Origin of the sequence: Parasphingopyxis sp. (assembly GCF_052168275.1) — a bacterium.
Classification (GTDB): domain Bacteria; phylum Pseudomonadota; class Alphaproteobacteria; order Sphingomonadales; family Sphingomonadaceae; genus Parasphingopyxis.
Window position 1 is genome coordinate 1 of the sequence record NZ_JBQLZM010000061.1, and the last position, 13,377, is coordinate 13,377.

General features: G+C 65.9%; 15 protein-coding genes. 2 read left to right on the forward strand and 13 right to left on the reverse strand.

What is annotated here, in order from left to right:
• The 3 genes from ACTS1X_RS05360 to ACTS1X_RS05370 form a co-directional block, all read right to left on the reverse strand.
• Nucleotides 1-485 (reverse strand): FeoB small GTPase domain-containing protein (locus ACTS1X_RS05360; RefSeq protein WP_442613352.1); only part of this gene is annotated, 485 nt, incomplete at its 3' end.
• A complete protein-coding gene (locus ACTS1X_RS05365; RefSeq protein ID WP_442613353.1) occupies nt 482-733 on the reverse strand; it encodes a FeoA family protein in 252 nt (83 codons plus the stop codon). The genes ACTS1X_RS05360 and ACTS1X_RS05365, both read right to left, overlap by 4 nt.
• Before the next feature lie 75 nt (nt 734-808).
• Nucleotides 809-1,474: a COQ9 family protein gene (locus ACTS1X_RS05370; protein ID WP_442613354.1), complete on the reverse strand. Its 666-nt coding sequence runs from the start codon at nt 1,472-1,474 to the stop codon at nt 809-811.
• Nucleotides 1,475-1,608: 134 nt separating this feature from the next.
• Here ACTS1X_RS05370 and ACTS1X_RS05375 point away from each other — a divergent pair, with 134 nt between their 5' ends.
• Both ACTS1X_RS05375 and ACTS1X_RS05380 read left to right on the forward strand, forming a co-directional pair.
• On the forward strand, nt 1,609-2,190 hold the full coding sequence (locus ACTS1X_RS05375; protein ID WP_442613355.1) for a urate hydroxylase PuuD: 582 nt from the start codon (nt 1,609-1,611) through the stop codon (nt 2,188-2,190).
• Between the two features lie 154 nt (nt 2,191-2,344).
• Nucleotides 2,345-3,439, forward strand: coding sequence for an alkene reductase (locus tag ACTS1X_RS05380; protein ID WP_442613356.1), 1,095 nt, complete (start codon nt 2,345-2,347; stop codon nt 3,437-3,439).
• Between the two features lie 3 nt (nt 3,440-3,442).
• Here ACTS1X_RS05380 and ribH read toward each other — a convergent pair whose 3' ends face one another.
• The 10 genes from ribH to ACTS1X_RS05430 form a co-directional block, all read right to left on the reverse strand.
• A complete protein-coding gene (gene ribH, locus ACTS1X_RS05385) occupies nt 3,443-3,865 on the reverse strand; it encodes a 6,7-dimethyl-8-ribityllumazine synthase (protein WP_442613366.1) in 423 nt (140 codons plus the stop codon).
• Nucleotides 3,865-5,151, reverse strand: a complete 1,287-nt coding sequence (gene ribB, locus ACTS1X_RS05390; RefSeq protein WP_442613357.1) for a 3,4-dihydroxy-2-butanone-4-phosphate synthase — start codon at nt 5,149-5,151, stop codon at nt 3,865-3,867. The genes ribH and ribB overlap by 1 nt, the downstream gene beginning before the upstream one ends.
• Before the next feature lie 56 nt (nt 5,152-5,207).
• Nucleotides 5,208-5,804, reverse strand: a complete 597-nt coding sequence (locus tag ACTS1X_RS05395) for a riboflavin synthase (protein WP_442613358.1) — start codon at nt 5,802-5,804, stop codon at nt 5,208-5,210.
• Nucleotides 5,804-6,772 carry a bifunctional diaminohydroxyphosphoribosylaminopyrimidine deaminase/5-amino-6-(5-phosphoribosylamino)uracil reductase RibD gene (gene ribD / locus ACTS1X_RS05400; protein ID WP_442613359.1) on the reverse strand — a complete coding sequence of 323 codons (969 nt, stop codon included), beginning with the start codon at nt 6,770-6,772 and terminating at the stop codon, nt 5,804-5,806. The genes ACTS1X_RS05395 and ribD overlap by 1 nt, the downstream gene beginning before the upstream one ends.
• 10 nt (nt 6,773-6,782) lie before the next feature.
• Nucleotides 6,783-7,220 (reverse strand): hypothetical protein, encoded by a 438-nt coding sequence (locus tag ACTS1X_RS05405; protein ID WP_442613360.1) that lies wholly within the window; start codon nt 7,218-7,220, stop codon nt 6,783-6,785.
• 57 nt (nt 7,221-7,277) lie between these two features.
• Complete coding sequence (locus ACTS1X_RS05410; RefSeq protein ID WP_442613361.1) at nt 7,278-7,928, reverse strand: TonB family protein; 651 nt, start codon at nt 7,926-7,928, stop codon at nt 7,278-7,280.
• Nucleotides 7,929-8,045: 117 nt separating this feature from the next.
• A complete protein-coding gene (locus ACTS1X_RS05415; protein WP_442613362.1) occupies nt 8,046-8,951 on the reverse strand; it encodes an acyl-CoA thioesterase in 906 nt (301 codons plus the stop codon).
• A gap of 100 nt (nt 8,952-9,051) precedes the next feature.
• Nucleotides 9,052-10,332, reverse strand: a complete 1,281-nt coding sequence (locus ACTS1X_RS05420; RefSeq protein WP_442613363.1) for a serine hydrolase domain-containing protein — start codon at nt 10,330-10,332, stop codon at nt 9,052-9,054.
• A 75-nt stretch (nt 10,333-10,407) separates the two neighbouring features.
• A complete protein-coding gene (locus tag ACTS1X_RS05425; protein WP_442613364.1) occupies nt 10,408-11,742 on the reverse strand; it encodes a glutamate--tRNA ligase in 1,335 nt (444 codons plus the stop codon).
• Nucleotides 11,743-11,745: 3 nt separating this feature from the next.
• Nucleotides 11,746-13,377, reverse strand: a 1,632-nt coding sequence (locus tag ACTS1X_RS05430; RefSeq protein WP_442613365.1) for an NAD+ synthase, incomplete at its 5' end; no start/stop codon positions are given.

Here is a 13,377-nt window from a genome sequence, read left to right on the forward strand (position 1 = left end):
AGCTCCGCTATGCCGCGCCGCCGGACGACGACGGTCGGCACGACCGGCACGCCCAGTTCCCGCGCCAGCGCATCGGGATCGATCTCGAGCCCGTCGCGCGCGGCAAGATCGATCATGTTGAGCGCGACGATGACGGGCAGGCCCAACGCGATCAGCTGCAGCGTGAAACGCAGATGGTTTTCGAGATTGGCGGCGTCGACGACGACGACCAGCGCATCGGGCAGCCGCTCGCCCGCCTGCGCGCCGGTAACCACATCCCGGGTGACTTCCTCGTCGGGGCTCGACGGGTCGAGGCTGTAGGCGCCGGGGAGATCAATGAGCTCGACCGGACGGCCGTCGGAAAGCGCGAGCCGGCCCGCATGCCGCTCGACCGTCACGCCGGGATAATTGCCGATTTTCTGGCGCGCGCCGGTCAGCGCGTTGAACAAGGCGCTCTTGCCGGCATTGGGATTGCCGACGAGCGCGACCAGCGGAATGGCTGTCATGAGACCGGTACTTCGACCTCGATCGCCGATGCATGGGCGCGCCGCACCGCAATCGTCATCCGTCCGACCTTGCAGGCGATGGGATCCCGTCCGAACGGCGCACGATGCAGCGGTTCGACGGTGACGCCCTCGTCAAAGCCCAGTTCGCGCAGCCTTTTGGCGTCGGCGGGCGACAGGGCCGACCAGTTGATTGCGGCGATAAGGGCGGATTGGCGCAGGGGCAGGTCGTCAAGACTCACGAGAATCATCCCATCGAACGGTTAGCTGCGAGTGATTATCAATATCGGAAAGAAAAAGCCAGCGCTCTGTGCCGCTCTCCCGAATCATCGCCCCGGATAGCGCAAACGCCCGAGAAAGCGCGTGAAGCTGAACCGGCGATCGGGATCGCCGCGCAGCTTTTTCTTGAGTTTCTCGAACTGGGCGACATTGCCGAGCCGCCGGTCGAGAAAGGCGACCGTTTCCGTTTCGCCGTCGCTTTCGTCGTCCATCCAGGCCATGATCGTCGAGCCATAGACGCCGGCGAGGATGGCGCGCTTCGTATAATGGTTGAAATCGGTCGCCGTATCGCCGGCCAGCCGCCACATCGCGTCCGCCGACCGCCAGCCGAGCTTGCTGCCCAGCGGAATATTTTGCGGCATGGCGAGGATCGCGATCGCGCGGCGCAGCGCTTCCTTGTGCGGACGGGCGATATCCAGCCGTTTGAGGATCGCTGCGCGGATCCGCCTGTGTACTGGCATTTCCGCCAGTTCCTCGGCGGAAAAGGATGCCGCCATCTGGCCATCGATATAGGCGAACCAAGCGTCGATCATGTCGGTCGCGTCTTCGGGAAAAGCGAGCTTTGCCGCGCCCGGATCGACCCCGGCCTCGCCCGCCGCGCGTTCGACGGCTTCCTCCGTCCATCCGTCGAACGCGGCATGCCCGGCAACGATCGGCGCCAAATGCGCGCGGATTTCGTCCAGGGTCGGATCGTCGGGAAGCGGAGCGGCCATGCGCCTGTATATAGACGGCCTGCAAACAAGGCCAAGGCCTGTGCATCGCCTTTCGTGACAGATTCCGGCGCTTTTGCTATCTCTCGCACCAGCGGGCCCAGGACTAGGGTCCGAGACATAGCAGGGGACGCGAAATGGCGAAGTTTTTCGGAAATCTGAATGCCGTGCTGGTCGGAGGACTGGCGGTGCTGATCGTCATCATGTTCGGGCTGCACAGCGCGGTTCTCGGTGAATCAATCTATCCGAACCAGCTGTTCCGCTATCTGCACGTACTGTGCGGTATCATGTGGATCGGCCTGCTCTATTATCTCAATTTCGTGCAGGTGCCGACGATGCCGAGCATGCCGGACGAACTCAAGCCGGCGATATCGGGCCATATCGCACCCAGGGTGCTGTTCTGGTTCCGCTGGGCCGCCGCGTTCACGGTGCTGACCGGCCTGATCGTCGCGCACCTATCCGGCTATCTTGTCGAGGCGCTGACGTTTCAACCCGGTGTCGTGCTGATCGGCATCGGCATGTGGATGGCCCTGATAATGGCGTTCAACGTCTGGTTCATCATCTGGCCGGCGCAGAAGAAGATACTCGGTATCGTCGAGGCGAGCGCCGACGAGAAAGCGGCCGCGGCGCCGCGGGCGCTGATCGCCTCGCGGACCAACACGCTGCTCTCGATCCCCATGCTCTATTGCATGGTCACGCAGAACGCGCTGGGTGTCTGAACATATAGGGGGCGGCGGTTCCGGCCGCCGCCCGTCCGTTGCCGGCCGGGCCCGCTCCTTTAGGCGGCACTAGAAAAGTTTGGGCGTTTGCCACTGGCCGAACCCGCCGCATCCCCTATGTTTCGCCCTGACGACAACCAGGGGACTGTTCCACATGCCAACGCTTTTCGATTCCGTAACGCTCGGCGCCATCGAAGCGCCCAACCGCATCCTGATGGCGCCGCTGACCCGCGGCCGCGCCTCGCCCGGCCATGTCCCCAACGATCTCATGGCGACCTATTATACGCAGCGCGCTTCAGCGGGGCTGATCATCACCGAGGCGACGGGAATAAGCCGGCAGGGCCTTGGCTGGCCCGCCGCGCCCGGCGTCTGGACCGACGCGCAGGTCGAGGGCTGGAAACAGACGACGGCCGGCGTGCACGATGCGGGCGGCCGGATCATCCTGCAGATGTGGCATATGGGCCGGCTCGTCCATCCCGACTATCTGGACGGCGAAGCGCCCGTCTCCGCATCCGCCACCACCGCACCGGGCCATGCCTATACGCCGACCGGCAAGAAGGATTACGAGCAGGCGCGGGCGCTTCGGCTCGACGAGATACCGGGTCTGCTCGACGATTATGCCAGGGCGACCCGCAACGCGCTCGAAGCCGGGTTCGACGGCGTCCAGATCCACGCCGCGAACGGCTATCTGATCGACCAGTTTCTGCGCGACGGTTCGAACCTGCGCGACGACGCCTATGGCGGATCGCCCGATAATCGCACCCGGCTGCTCGCCGAAGTGACCGAGGCGGTTATCCGGGAGGCCGGCGCCGACCGGACCTCCGTGCGCCTGTCGCCCAATGGCGAGACCCAGGGCGTCGACGACAGCGACCCGGCAAGCGTCTTCCCGCTTGCCGCCGAGAAGCTGGACGATCTCGGCATCGCCTTTCTCGAACTGCGCGAGCCCGGCCCGGACGGCACTTTCGGCCGGACGGATGTGCCGAAACTGTCGCCGCTCATCCGCAAGGCGTTCAAGCGTCCGCTGGTGCTGAACTCGGACTATGGCCGCGAGGACGGCGCGGCCGCGCTCGAAGAGGGCATCGCCGACGCGATCAGCTATGGTCGACCCTTCCTCGCCAATCCCGATCTGCCCCGCCGGTTCCGCGAGGACCTGCCGCTCAACGAGAGCAACATGGCAACCTGGTATACGCCGGGACCGGAAGGCTATACCGACTATCCGTTCGCCGAAGAGACCATCGCCGCCGAATAGACGCTATCCGGCGAAACGCTGCGCCAGATCGAACATAGCGATCGCCGCCCTGGCCGCCTCGCCGCCCTTGTCCTTGCGATCGGGCCGGGCGCGGACTTCGGCCTGGTCGCTATTCTCGACGGTCAGGATGCCGTTTCCGATGGCGACGCCATCCATGGTCAGCGCCATCAGGCCGCGCGCGCTTTCGCCGGCGACGATCTCGAAATGATAGGTTTCGCCGCGGATCACGACGCCGATCGCTACGAACGCGTCATAGCGGCCGCTTTCCGCCGCCATCGCGACCGCGCCCGGTATCTCGAGCGCGCCGGGGACGGTGATCACTTTGTGCCCGTGCCCGGCCGCCTCGAGCGCTGCCTTGGCGCCCTCGATCAGCCAGTCATTATACCGCTCGTAAAACCGCGCTTCGACGATCAGGAAATTGGCCATCATTCGCCTCCGACATCGATCGGGCGCTCGCCGACGATCGACAGTCCGTAGGCGTCGAGCCCGACCAGGCTGTGATGGGTATTCGTCAGCAGGATCATCTCATGGACACCGAGTTCGGTGAGGATCTGCGCGCCCACGCCATAATCGCGCAATTCCTCCATGTCCGGCCGCTCCTGCCCGGTCTTGAGCTGGAGCGCCTTGGTAAACGCGCCCTGCATCGTCCGGTTGATGACGACGACGACACCGGCGCCCTCCTCGCCGATAATCTCCATCGAACGGGACAGCATCTGGCCGCGCGCGCCCTCTTCCCCGAACACGTCGGTGAAGGCGGAGAGCGCGTGCATGCGCACCAGGGTCGGCGTGTCCGGATCGACCTTGCCCTTGACGAGTGCGACCTGCTCGGTCCCCGTCGCCTTGTTGTAGAAGGTCATGGCCTTCCAGTCGCCGCCCCAGCGGCTGGTGAACGGCGCCTCGGCTTTCTTCTCGACGAGATGATCGTGCTTGCGGCGATAGGCGATCAGATCCCGGATCGTGCCGATCTTGAGATTGTGCAGCTGGGCGAAGGCGATCAGGTCCGGCATCCGCGCCATCGTCCCGTCCTCGTTCATGATCTCGCAGATCACGCCCGAGGGATTGAGGCCGGCAAGCCGCGATATGTCGACGGCCGCCTCGGTATGGCCGGCGCGCACCAGCACGCCGCCCGGCCGGGCGACGAGCGGGAAGACATGGCCGGGGGTGACGATCTCGTCCTTGCCCTTGGAAGCGTCGATCGCGACGGAGACCGTCCGCGCCCGGTCCGCCGCCGAAATGCCCGTCGTCACTCCGTCGCGCGCCTCGATCGAAACGGTGAAGGCCGTCTCGTGCCGCGTGCCGTTGTGCCGGCTCATCAGGTCCAGCCCGAGTTCCTCGGTCCGCTCCTTGGTCATCGCGAGACAGATCAGTCCGCGGCCATATTTGGCCATGAAGTTGATCGCGTCGGGCGTCGCCATCTGCGCGGGGATGACGAGATCGCCCTCATTCTCGCGATCTTCGTCGTCGACCAGGATGAACATGCGGCCGTTGCGCGCCGCCTCGATAATCTCTTCGGGGCTCGCCAACGCCTCCCCGCCGCCCGTCACCAGATAGCGTTCGAGCTTGAGCAGGGTCTCGGCAGTCGGATTCCAGTCGTCATCGTCGAGCTTGCGCAACGAGTTGGGGTGAAGGCCCGCCGCCTTGGCGAGACCGGCCTTGCTGGCTTCTCCCGACGCCACGAGATTGCGGATGTTTTCGATAAGCGGTGTAGACATGACCGGCGATTAACACACTGCGATGTGATCGACAACTATAGAATCACACAGGGATGTTATTTACTCGTCATCCTCGCCAGGTATCGGGCCAGGATGTCGATTTCGATATTCACCGGCTGTACGGTTTCGATGGCGTCGAACGTCGTGACTTCGGCCGTGTGCGGAATGAGGTTGATCGTGAAATGGCAGCCATCGTCCGTATCGCGCACCTCGTTGACGGTCAGCGAGACGCCGTTGAGCGCGATCGAGCCCTTGGGCGCGATCAGCTTCGCGAGTTCGTCCGGAGCGCGGATCGTCAATGCGGTCGAATCGCCGACCGGTTCGGCCGAGAGGATTTCGCCAATCCCGTCGACATGCCCGGTGACGATATGGCCGCCCATCTCGTCTCCCAATTTGAGCGACCGTTCAAGATTGAGCCGCGCGCCCGCAACCCACTGGCCCGATGCGGTCCGGGACACGGTTTCCGCCGAAACGTCCACCGCGAACCAGTCCCCGCCCTTGTCGACCACCGTCAGGCACACGCCCGAACAGGCGATCGACGCGCCGAGGTCGACGGTCGCCATGTCGTAGCCGCACCGCACTTTCAGGCGCAGGTCGCCGCGCTGCTCGGCCTCGGCGATCGTGCCGATATCGGTGATGATTCCGGTAAACATCAGGCGCGCTCGTAGACCTCCAGCCGATCCTTGCCAAGCGTCCGGCTTTCGAGAAGCCGCCATCGGCCGTGCGCGTCGTCGAGACGGTCGAGCGCGATATCGCCCAGCGCGCTCAACCCAGAACCCATGAGGATCGGGGCACGGTAAAGAACGAGCCGGTCGACAAGGTCGGCCGCGACGAAGGCCGCCGCCGCCCCGGCGCCGCCTTCGACCAGGACATGATCGGTATCGGCCAATCCGGCGATCGCCTCCGGGCTGGCAAGATGCTGCCAGACGGGATTGTCGGCCCGCAGCTGCAGCTTGGCGAAATTGCTGTACTCGCTCGTCAGCACGGCGCGGCCCGGCGTCCGTTCGCCGAGACCGTCGAGCCGGACATTGAGAGTCGGAGCATCGCTCGCCGCGGTTCCCCGACCGACAACGACCATATCGGCCAGCGCGCGCTCGAGATGGGCATGGGCCCGCGCCTCCGGTCCGGTGATCCACTGGCTCGTTCCGTCGGGAAGCGCCACCTGCCCGTCGAGCGAGGTCGCCAGTTTGAGCGTGACGTGCGGACGACCCTTTTCCCGGCGAGCGAAAAATCCCGCCATCGCGCGGCGCGCCTCGCCGGGAAGCACATTTTCCACGACATCGATTCCCGCATTCCGCATTTTTTCGATGCCGGCGCCGTCGGTGCGCGGATCGGGATCGCCGGCGGCGACGACCACCCGGCCGGGCGCCGCTTCGACCAGAAGGTCCGCGCAGGCCGGGCCGCGCCCGCTCGCATGTGCGCAGGGCTCTAGCGTCACATAGACATCGGCGCCCCGCGCATCGACGCGTGCCAGGGCCATAGCTTCGGCATGTGGCCGCCCACCGGGCTGCGTCCAGCCGCGCGAGACGATTCTGCCGTCTCGCACGATCACGCAGCCGACATTGGGGTTGGGAGCCGTACGACCCCGGCCGCGCCAGGAGAGCGCGAGCGCTGCCGCCATGAACCGCCGGTCAGCGGGCGTCAGTTTCGATCTCCAGCGTCAGGCCGTCGATCGCCTCGCCGGGACGGAGCAGATTGCGACGGTTTTCCTCGGTAATCCGGTCCGCCTCGGCCGCGGCCTCGCGATCATATTCGACGCCGCTGCCTTCGGCGAGCTGCTGAAACCGTTGGCGGGAAAGCGCGCGGCGTTCGTTTTCCCGGAGCGCCAGAACGCGCTGCCGCTCGATGATTTCCTCATCGGTCCGGTCCGAACCCCACACCTCCACATAGGTAATGACGGGTTCGGTCGGCAGGATATCGGTTTCGCTGTCGATCGCGAACGTGCCGATTACCACGGTGGGAATCGCGATCGAGAAAATCAGCGCGGCCCAGTTGTGCCGCTCGCGGCGCGCGAAGAACGAGGCGACGTCCTTCACGATTACGCGGGGCTTGGGCGGCAGCATGACCATTGCCTCCAGATAGGCGATCTCCCGGCGCAGCGCCAGAGGCTGCCGCCGCCCGGCCGTTCAGCTTATGCGGAATTCGACGATATGCTGCTGCCAGCTCTCGATCGGGACGCCGTCGCGCGTCGCGGGCTCGAACCGCCAGCGGCGCAGCGCATGGTGCTGCGTCGCTTCGCAAAAGGCCGGATGCGTCGCGTCGACCGGTTCGGCCGCTGTTACCCGGCCGTCGGGCGCGATCCGCACGCGGATCGTGCAACTGCCTTCCAGGTCCTGGCGCAGGAGAATGGACGGGTAACGCGGCTGGAGGGCCGCGAGAGCCGATCGGGTGAAACGAGCGCTCACCATAACCGGGGCGGGCGGCGGCGGGTTGATTGTCGGGTCGGGCGGTCCGATCGGGCGATCCGGCACAAAGGGAGCGTCGTTCACGAGAATTCTGTCGGGATCAGCCAACTGCACGCGCGTTTCGCTCGTCTGCAAAGGCGGCCTGTCGGGTTCCGGCTGTCGCTGCTCGGACAAGGGCTCTGGCGGCCGCTCGGGCTCGACGAAGAAAGTGTCGATGATGTCGCCAGTCTTGTCGATGGGGATCACGCCCGATTTCGCGAGCAAGGCAAACGCGATGGCGGCGCCGTGCAGGCCGATAACGATGGCGAGCCCCGACGGACTGTGGCGCGACTGGCCGAGATAGCCGGATTGATGGGGTATATGTCGTGTCATGATTCCTCTCCCAAGATTATGACATCGACGTAATGTTACACCATATCATTCAGAAAATCCAGCGCGCCAGGGAGCGGCCCTCCCGCGCGCGGCATCATCGAGGGCGGAACGCGCCGGTTATCGGCCGCGCAGCCGCATCAGCCCTTCCTGCGCGGCGCTGGCGACGAGCCGCCCGTCCTGGGTGAAAATCTGCCCGCGATTGAAACCCCGCGCATGGCCCGTCCAGGGCGAGTCGGTCGCATAGAGCAGCCATTCATCCGCGCGGAAATCCTCGTGCAGCCAGAGCGAATGATCGAGACTCGCCATCTGCAGCGGATCGCGCATCCAGCTGATTCCGTGCTTCAGCGTGCTCGTGCCCAGCAGGCTCATGTCCGAGGCATAGGCGAGTATCGCCTGGTGCAGGCGATGATCGTCGCCGATCGGGGCGACGGCGCGGAACCAGGTATAGCTGTAGGGTTCGGACTTTTGCGGCTCGGCCGGATTGCGGCGCTCGACCGGCCGCAGCTCGATCGAACGCTGGCGGAGCATCCGCTTGCGGAACGGCTCGGGAATCAGCGCGATATTCTCGCGCCAGTAATCGGCCTCGCTCTGCAGATCTTCCGGGCCGGGCACGTCGGGCATGGCGAACTGGTGCGCAAGCCCGTCCTCGGGCCGCTGGTAGTTCGCGGCCATGTTGAGGATCGGCTTGCCCCGCTGCAGCGCGATGATCCGCCGCGTCGAAAAGCTGCGCCCGTCCCGGTCGCGTTCGATCCGGTAGATGATCGGGTAATCCTCGTTGCCCGGCCGCATGAAATAGGCGTGCAGCGAATGGGCGAGCATTTCGTCGTCGACCGAATGGTTGGCGGCGACCAGCGCCTGGGCGATCACCTGCCCGCCGAACACCCGGCCGACGCCGCCGGGCAGCCGCGGCCCGCGATAGAGATCGGTGTCGAGCTCTTCGACCGTCAGCAGCTCGCACAGTTTGTCGACCAGCTCTTCGGGCGTCTTCCGGCCCCTGCCGATCGCATCTTCGTCTTTTTCCAATTTGAACCCTTTTCGACTGTCGCGCCGTCTTCGTTCAGCGCCCGGCGCAATTCAAGCCCGTACCTGCCTGCTTTCCGGGAAAGCGCGTCACGGCGTTCCGCTAGCCGTGAAGATCGGCATAGACCGATCCGAGTACGCCGGCCCGGAACGGCGTGATCTCGCTCGGCAGATTCTGCACATAGCCCGACGCGCGCAGATTGTTCGCGCGGTCGACCCAGGCGACGGTGCCCGCCGCCCCGCCCCAGCCGAAGGTACCGATGCCCTCGCCGGCCGCGCCGGGTTCGATCGTCACCCGCCCGCCCGCGCCGAAACCCGATTCATAATACATTCCCGTCTTGTCGACACCGGACGGCAGCAGGTCCGACATGGCAAGCCGCGCGGTCTCGGTCTCCATGATCCGGACATCGCCGAGCGCGCCCTCGCCGAGCAGCATGGTGAGAAAGCGGTCATAATCGCGCGCGCTCGAAACGAGGCCCGCGCCGCCATAGGGATAGCGCGGCGGCAGCGCATAGACCGATCCCCGCGCGGGATCGACCTGGACCACGTCGCCCTCGCGCAACGTGTAGCTCGCCGTCATCCGGTCCTGTTTGTCGGCAGGCACCTGGAAGACGGTGTCGGTCATGCCGAGCGGTGCGAACAGGCGCTGCGCGAGAAACGTGTCGAATGCCAGGCCGGACGCGATCTCGATAATCCGTCCGAGCAGGTCGATCGACACGGAGTAGCTCCATCTGGTTCCCGGATCGGCGATGATCGGCAGGGTCGCCAGCCGGTCGGCGAACTCCGTGAGGCTCGACGGGCGGCGGGCGACGATCTCGGGGTCCTCGTGCATGATCACGCCCGGCTCCAGCCCTAGCCTCTGATATTCGGCCAGCAGCGGCCCGGTCGTGACGATCGTGTATCCGAGGCCCGCCGTGTGCGTCAGCAGGTGCCGGATCGTGATCGGGCCATTCGAAGCCCGCGTGTCGAGGCTGTTCGCCGGATCGGTCAGGACGCGCGGCGCGGCGAAGCCCGGGAGGAAATCGGCGATGTTCTGGTCGAGGCCGATCGCGCCATCCTCGACGAGCATCATCGTCGCGATCCCCGTGACGGGCTTGGTCATCGAATAGATGCGCCAGAGCGTGTTGGCATCGACGGCGGCATCGCTGTCGAGCGCCACCGTGCCATCGGCGAAATAGGTAGGGGCGTCCTGACCGGTTCCCAGCGCGACCAGCGCGCCCGGCACGAAATGCTCGGACACGAAGCGCGGGACGAACGACGCGACGGACGGCCAGGCCGGGGCGCCGTCCAACGCCGCCAGCGCGCGGCCGGGCAGAGCGGAGAGCGCAAGCCCGGCGCCTATCCCTCCCAGAAAATGCCGCCGATCGATCCCGATACCGCCCATCCCGATTTCCCCCTGTTGGTTTTGCTTTGAAACCAGCTTTGCCGGACCGCACGGTTTTGGCAAGCGTCAGAGAATCTATCGCCGGCGCGACAATCGCGCGATCGCCCGCTCCTTGCCGATCAGCGGCAGCAGCGCGGCCATTTCGGGTCCGTGGTCGCGGCCGGTCAGCGCCTGGCGCAGCGGCAGGAACAGAGCCTTGCCCTTGCGCCCCGTCCGCTCTTTCAGCGACGCCGTCAGCGCCTTCCACGGTTCGCCTTCCCAGTCGAGATCGGCCGCGGTCGCAGCGGCCGTATCGAGGAAGGCCGCGCTGTCCGCGTCGAAGGAAACGGTCTCGACCGGTCCCTCGATCACCTGCCACCAATCGTCCACTTCGCCCATATGATGGAGATTGGGCCGGATCGCCTCCCAGGCGCGTTCGTCCATGCCCTCCGGCAATCCGGCCTCGACCGCTTCATAGTCGAACATGTGGACGATCTGCTGGTTGAGCCGCGCCAGCTCCTCCTCGTCGAAACGCGCGGGTGCCCGGCCGAAACGGCCGAAATCGAAATCGTCGAGCAGCGCGCTGTGATCGGTGACCGGAATCACCGGATCGCTGGTCCCGATGCGCGCGAGCAGCGCAACCAGGGCGATCGGCTCGATATGGCGGGCGCGCAGCTCGTCCATCGTCAGCGAGCCGAGCCGCTTCGAGAGCTTGCCCTCGCTGCCGACGAGCAGCGCCTCGTGCGCGAAGGCAGGCGCCTCCGCGCCCATCGCGGCGAACATCTGCAGCTGCAGGCCGGTATTCGTGACATGATCCTCGCCGCGCACGACATAGGTGACGCCCATCTCCGCATCGTCGACGGCGCTCGGCAGCATGTAGAGCCAGCTGCCGTCCTCCCGCCGGATCACCGGATCGGAGAGCAGCGCGGGATCGAAATGCTGCGGCCCGCGGATAAGGTCGTCCCATTCTATGGGCGCGTCGTGATCGAGCTTGAAACGCCAATGCGGTGTGCGGCCCTCGGCCTCGAAACCGGCGATCTGCGCGTCCGTCAGTTCGAGTGCGGCGCGGTCGTAGAGCGGCGGCCTGCCGCGCCCGAGCAGGATCTTGCGCTTGAGCTCCAGCTCCCGCGCGGTCTCGTAACAGGGATAGACGCGGCCGGCGGCGCGCAGCTTGTCGAAGGCGGCGTCGTACAGCGCGAACCGTTCGGACTGGCGGAATTCCTCGTGCGGATGCAGCCCGAGCCAAGCGAGGTCGGCGTGTATCGCATCGGCATAGTCCGCGCGCGACCGCTCTGCGTCGGTATCGTCGAGCCGCAGCAGGAACCGTCCGTCGTTCTGCGCCGCATAGAGCCAGTTGTGCAGCGCCGTGCGGATATTGCCGACATGGAGACGGCCCGTGGGAGAGGGGGCGAAGCGGGTTACGACCGACATGGTTCAGACCGTCCGGAAGGCGTTGGTGATCGGATAGCGGCGGTCGCGGCCGAAATTGCGGACGCCGATCTTGACGCCCGGCGGCGCCTGGCGGCGCTTATATTCCGCGATGTAGAGCAGCCGCTCGATCCGCGCGACGGTATCTCGGTCATAACCGCGTTCGACCAGCATATCGATGCCGACTTCCTCCTCGACCAGCCCCTTGAGGATCGGATCGAGAATCTCGTAGGGCGGCAGCGAATCGCTGTCCTTCTGGTCGGGGCGCAGCTCGGCCGAGGGCGGCTTGGTGATGACGGTTGCGGGCATCACCGGCCCCTCCGGACCCATCGCGAGGCTCGGGCGCGTTTCGTTGCGGAATCGCGACAGTTCGAACACGGTCGTCTTGTAGGCGTCCTTCAGCACCGAATAGCCGCCCGCCATATCGCCATAGATGGTGGCGTAGCCGACCGCCATTTCGGACTTGTTGCCGGTCGTGAGCAGCATGTGGCCGAACTTGTTGGAGAGCGCCATCAAGGTCACGCCGCGGATGCGGGACTGGATATTCTCCTCGGTGATGTCGACCTCGGCATCGGCGAAACTGTCGGCGAGCATGGCATCGAAGCCTTCGACCGCGGGCATGATCGGGATCGTGTCGAGCTTGCAGCCGAGCAGCCGCGCGCAGCCGGCGGCATCGTCGAGACTCTCCTGGCTCGTGAAGCGCGAGGGCATCATCACGCACCAGACCCGGTCCGCGCCGAGCGCATCGACCGCGACCGCGGCGGAGAGCGCGCTGTCGATCCCGCCGGACAGGCCGAGCACGACGCCCGGGAACCGGTTCCGGTTCACATAATCGCGCAGGCCGACGAGCATCGCGTGATAGATATCGGCCGGGTGCGCATCGAGTCGGTGCTGGGGGCCGTCGGTGCACGCCCAGCCATCGGCTTGCTGCTCCCAAACCGTCGTCGCGATCTCCTCTTCCCAGTCGGCGAACTGCCAGGCGATCTCGCCGTCGCGGTTGAGGATGAAGGAGGATCCGTCGAACACGATCTCGTCCTGCCCGCCGACCCGGTTGAGATAGGCGAGCGGCAGGCCGGTATCGGCGACGCGGCCGCGCGCGAGCGCGAGCCTGATATCGTCCTTCTCCACCTCGTACGGGCTGCCGTTGGGCACGATGAACAGTTCGGCGCCGCGCGACGCGAGATGCGCGCAGACGCCGTCGACCCAGATATCCTCGCAGATCGGCACGCCGATCTTCACCCCGCGGAAATCGATCGGTTCTGGCAGCGGGCCGGGTTTGAACAGGCGGAGTTCGTCGAACGTCCCGTAATTAGGCAGCCGGTGCTTGCGGACGACCGCGGCAATCTCCCCGCCGTCGAGCAGCGCCATCGCATTGTGCAGATCGCCATCCTCGACCAGCGCCGTTCCGACGAGCATTGCCGGCCCGCCGCCCGCCGTCGATCGGGCCATCCGCTCGAGTTCGGCCCGCGCGCGTTCGATCAGCGCCGGCTTGAGCACCAGATCCTCGGGCGGGTAGCCGATCAGCTGCAGCTCGGGAAAGACGATCAGATCGGCATCGGGGCAATCGGCCCGCGCGCCGAGCATCGCATCGGCGTTACCGGCAAGATCGCCCATCACCTGATTGAGCTGCGCGAATGC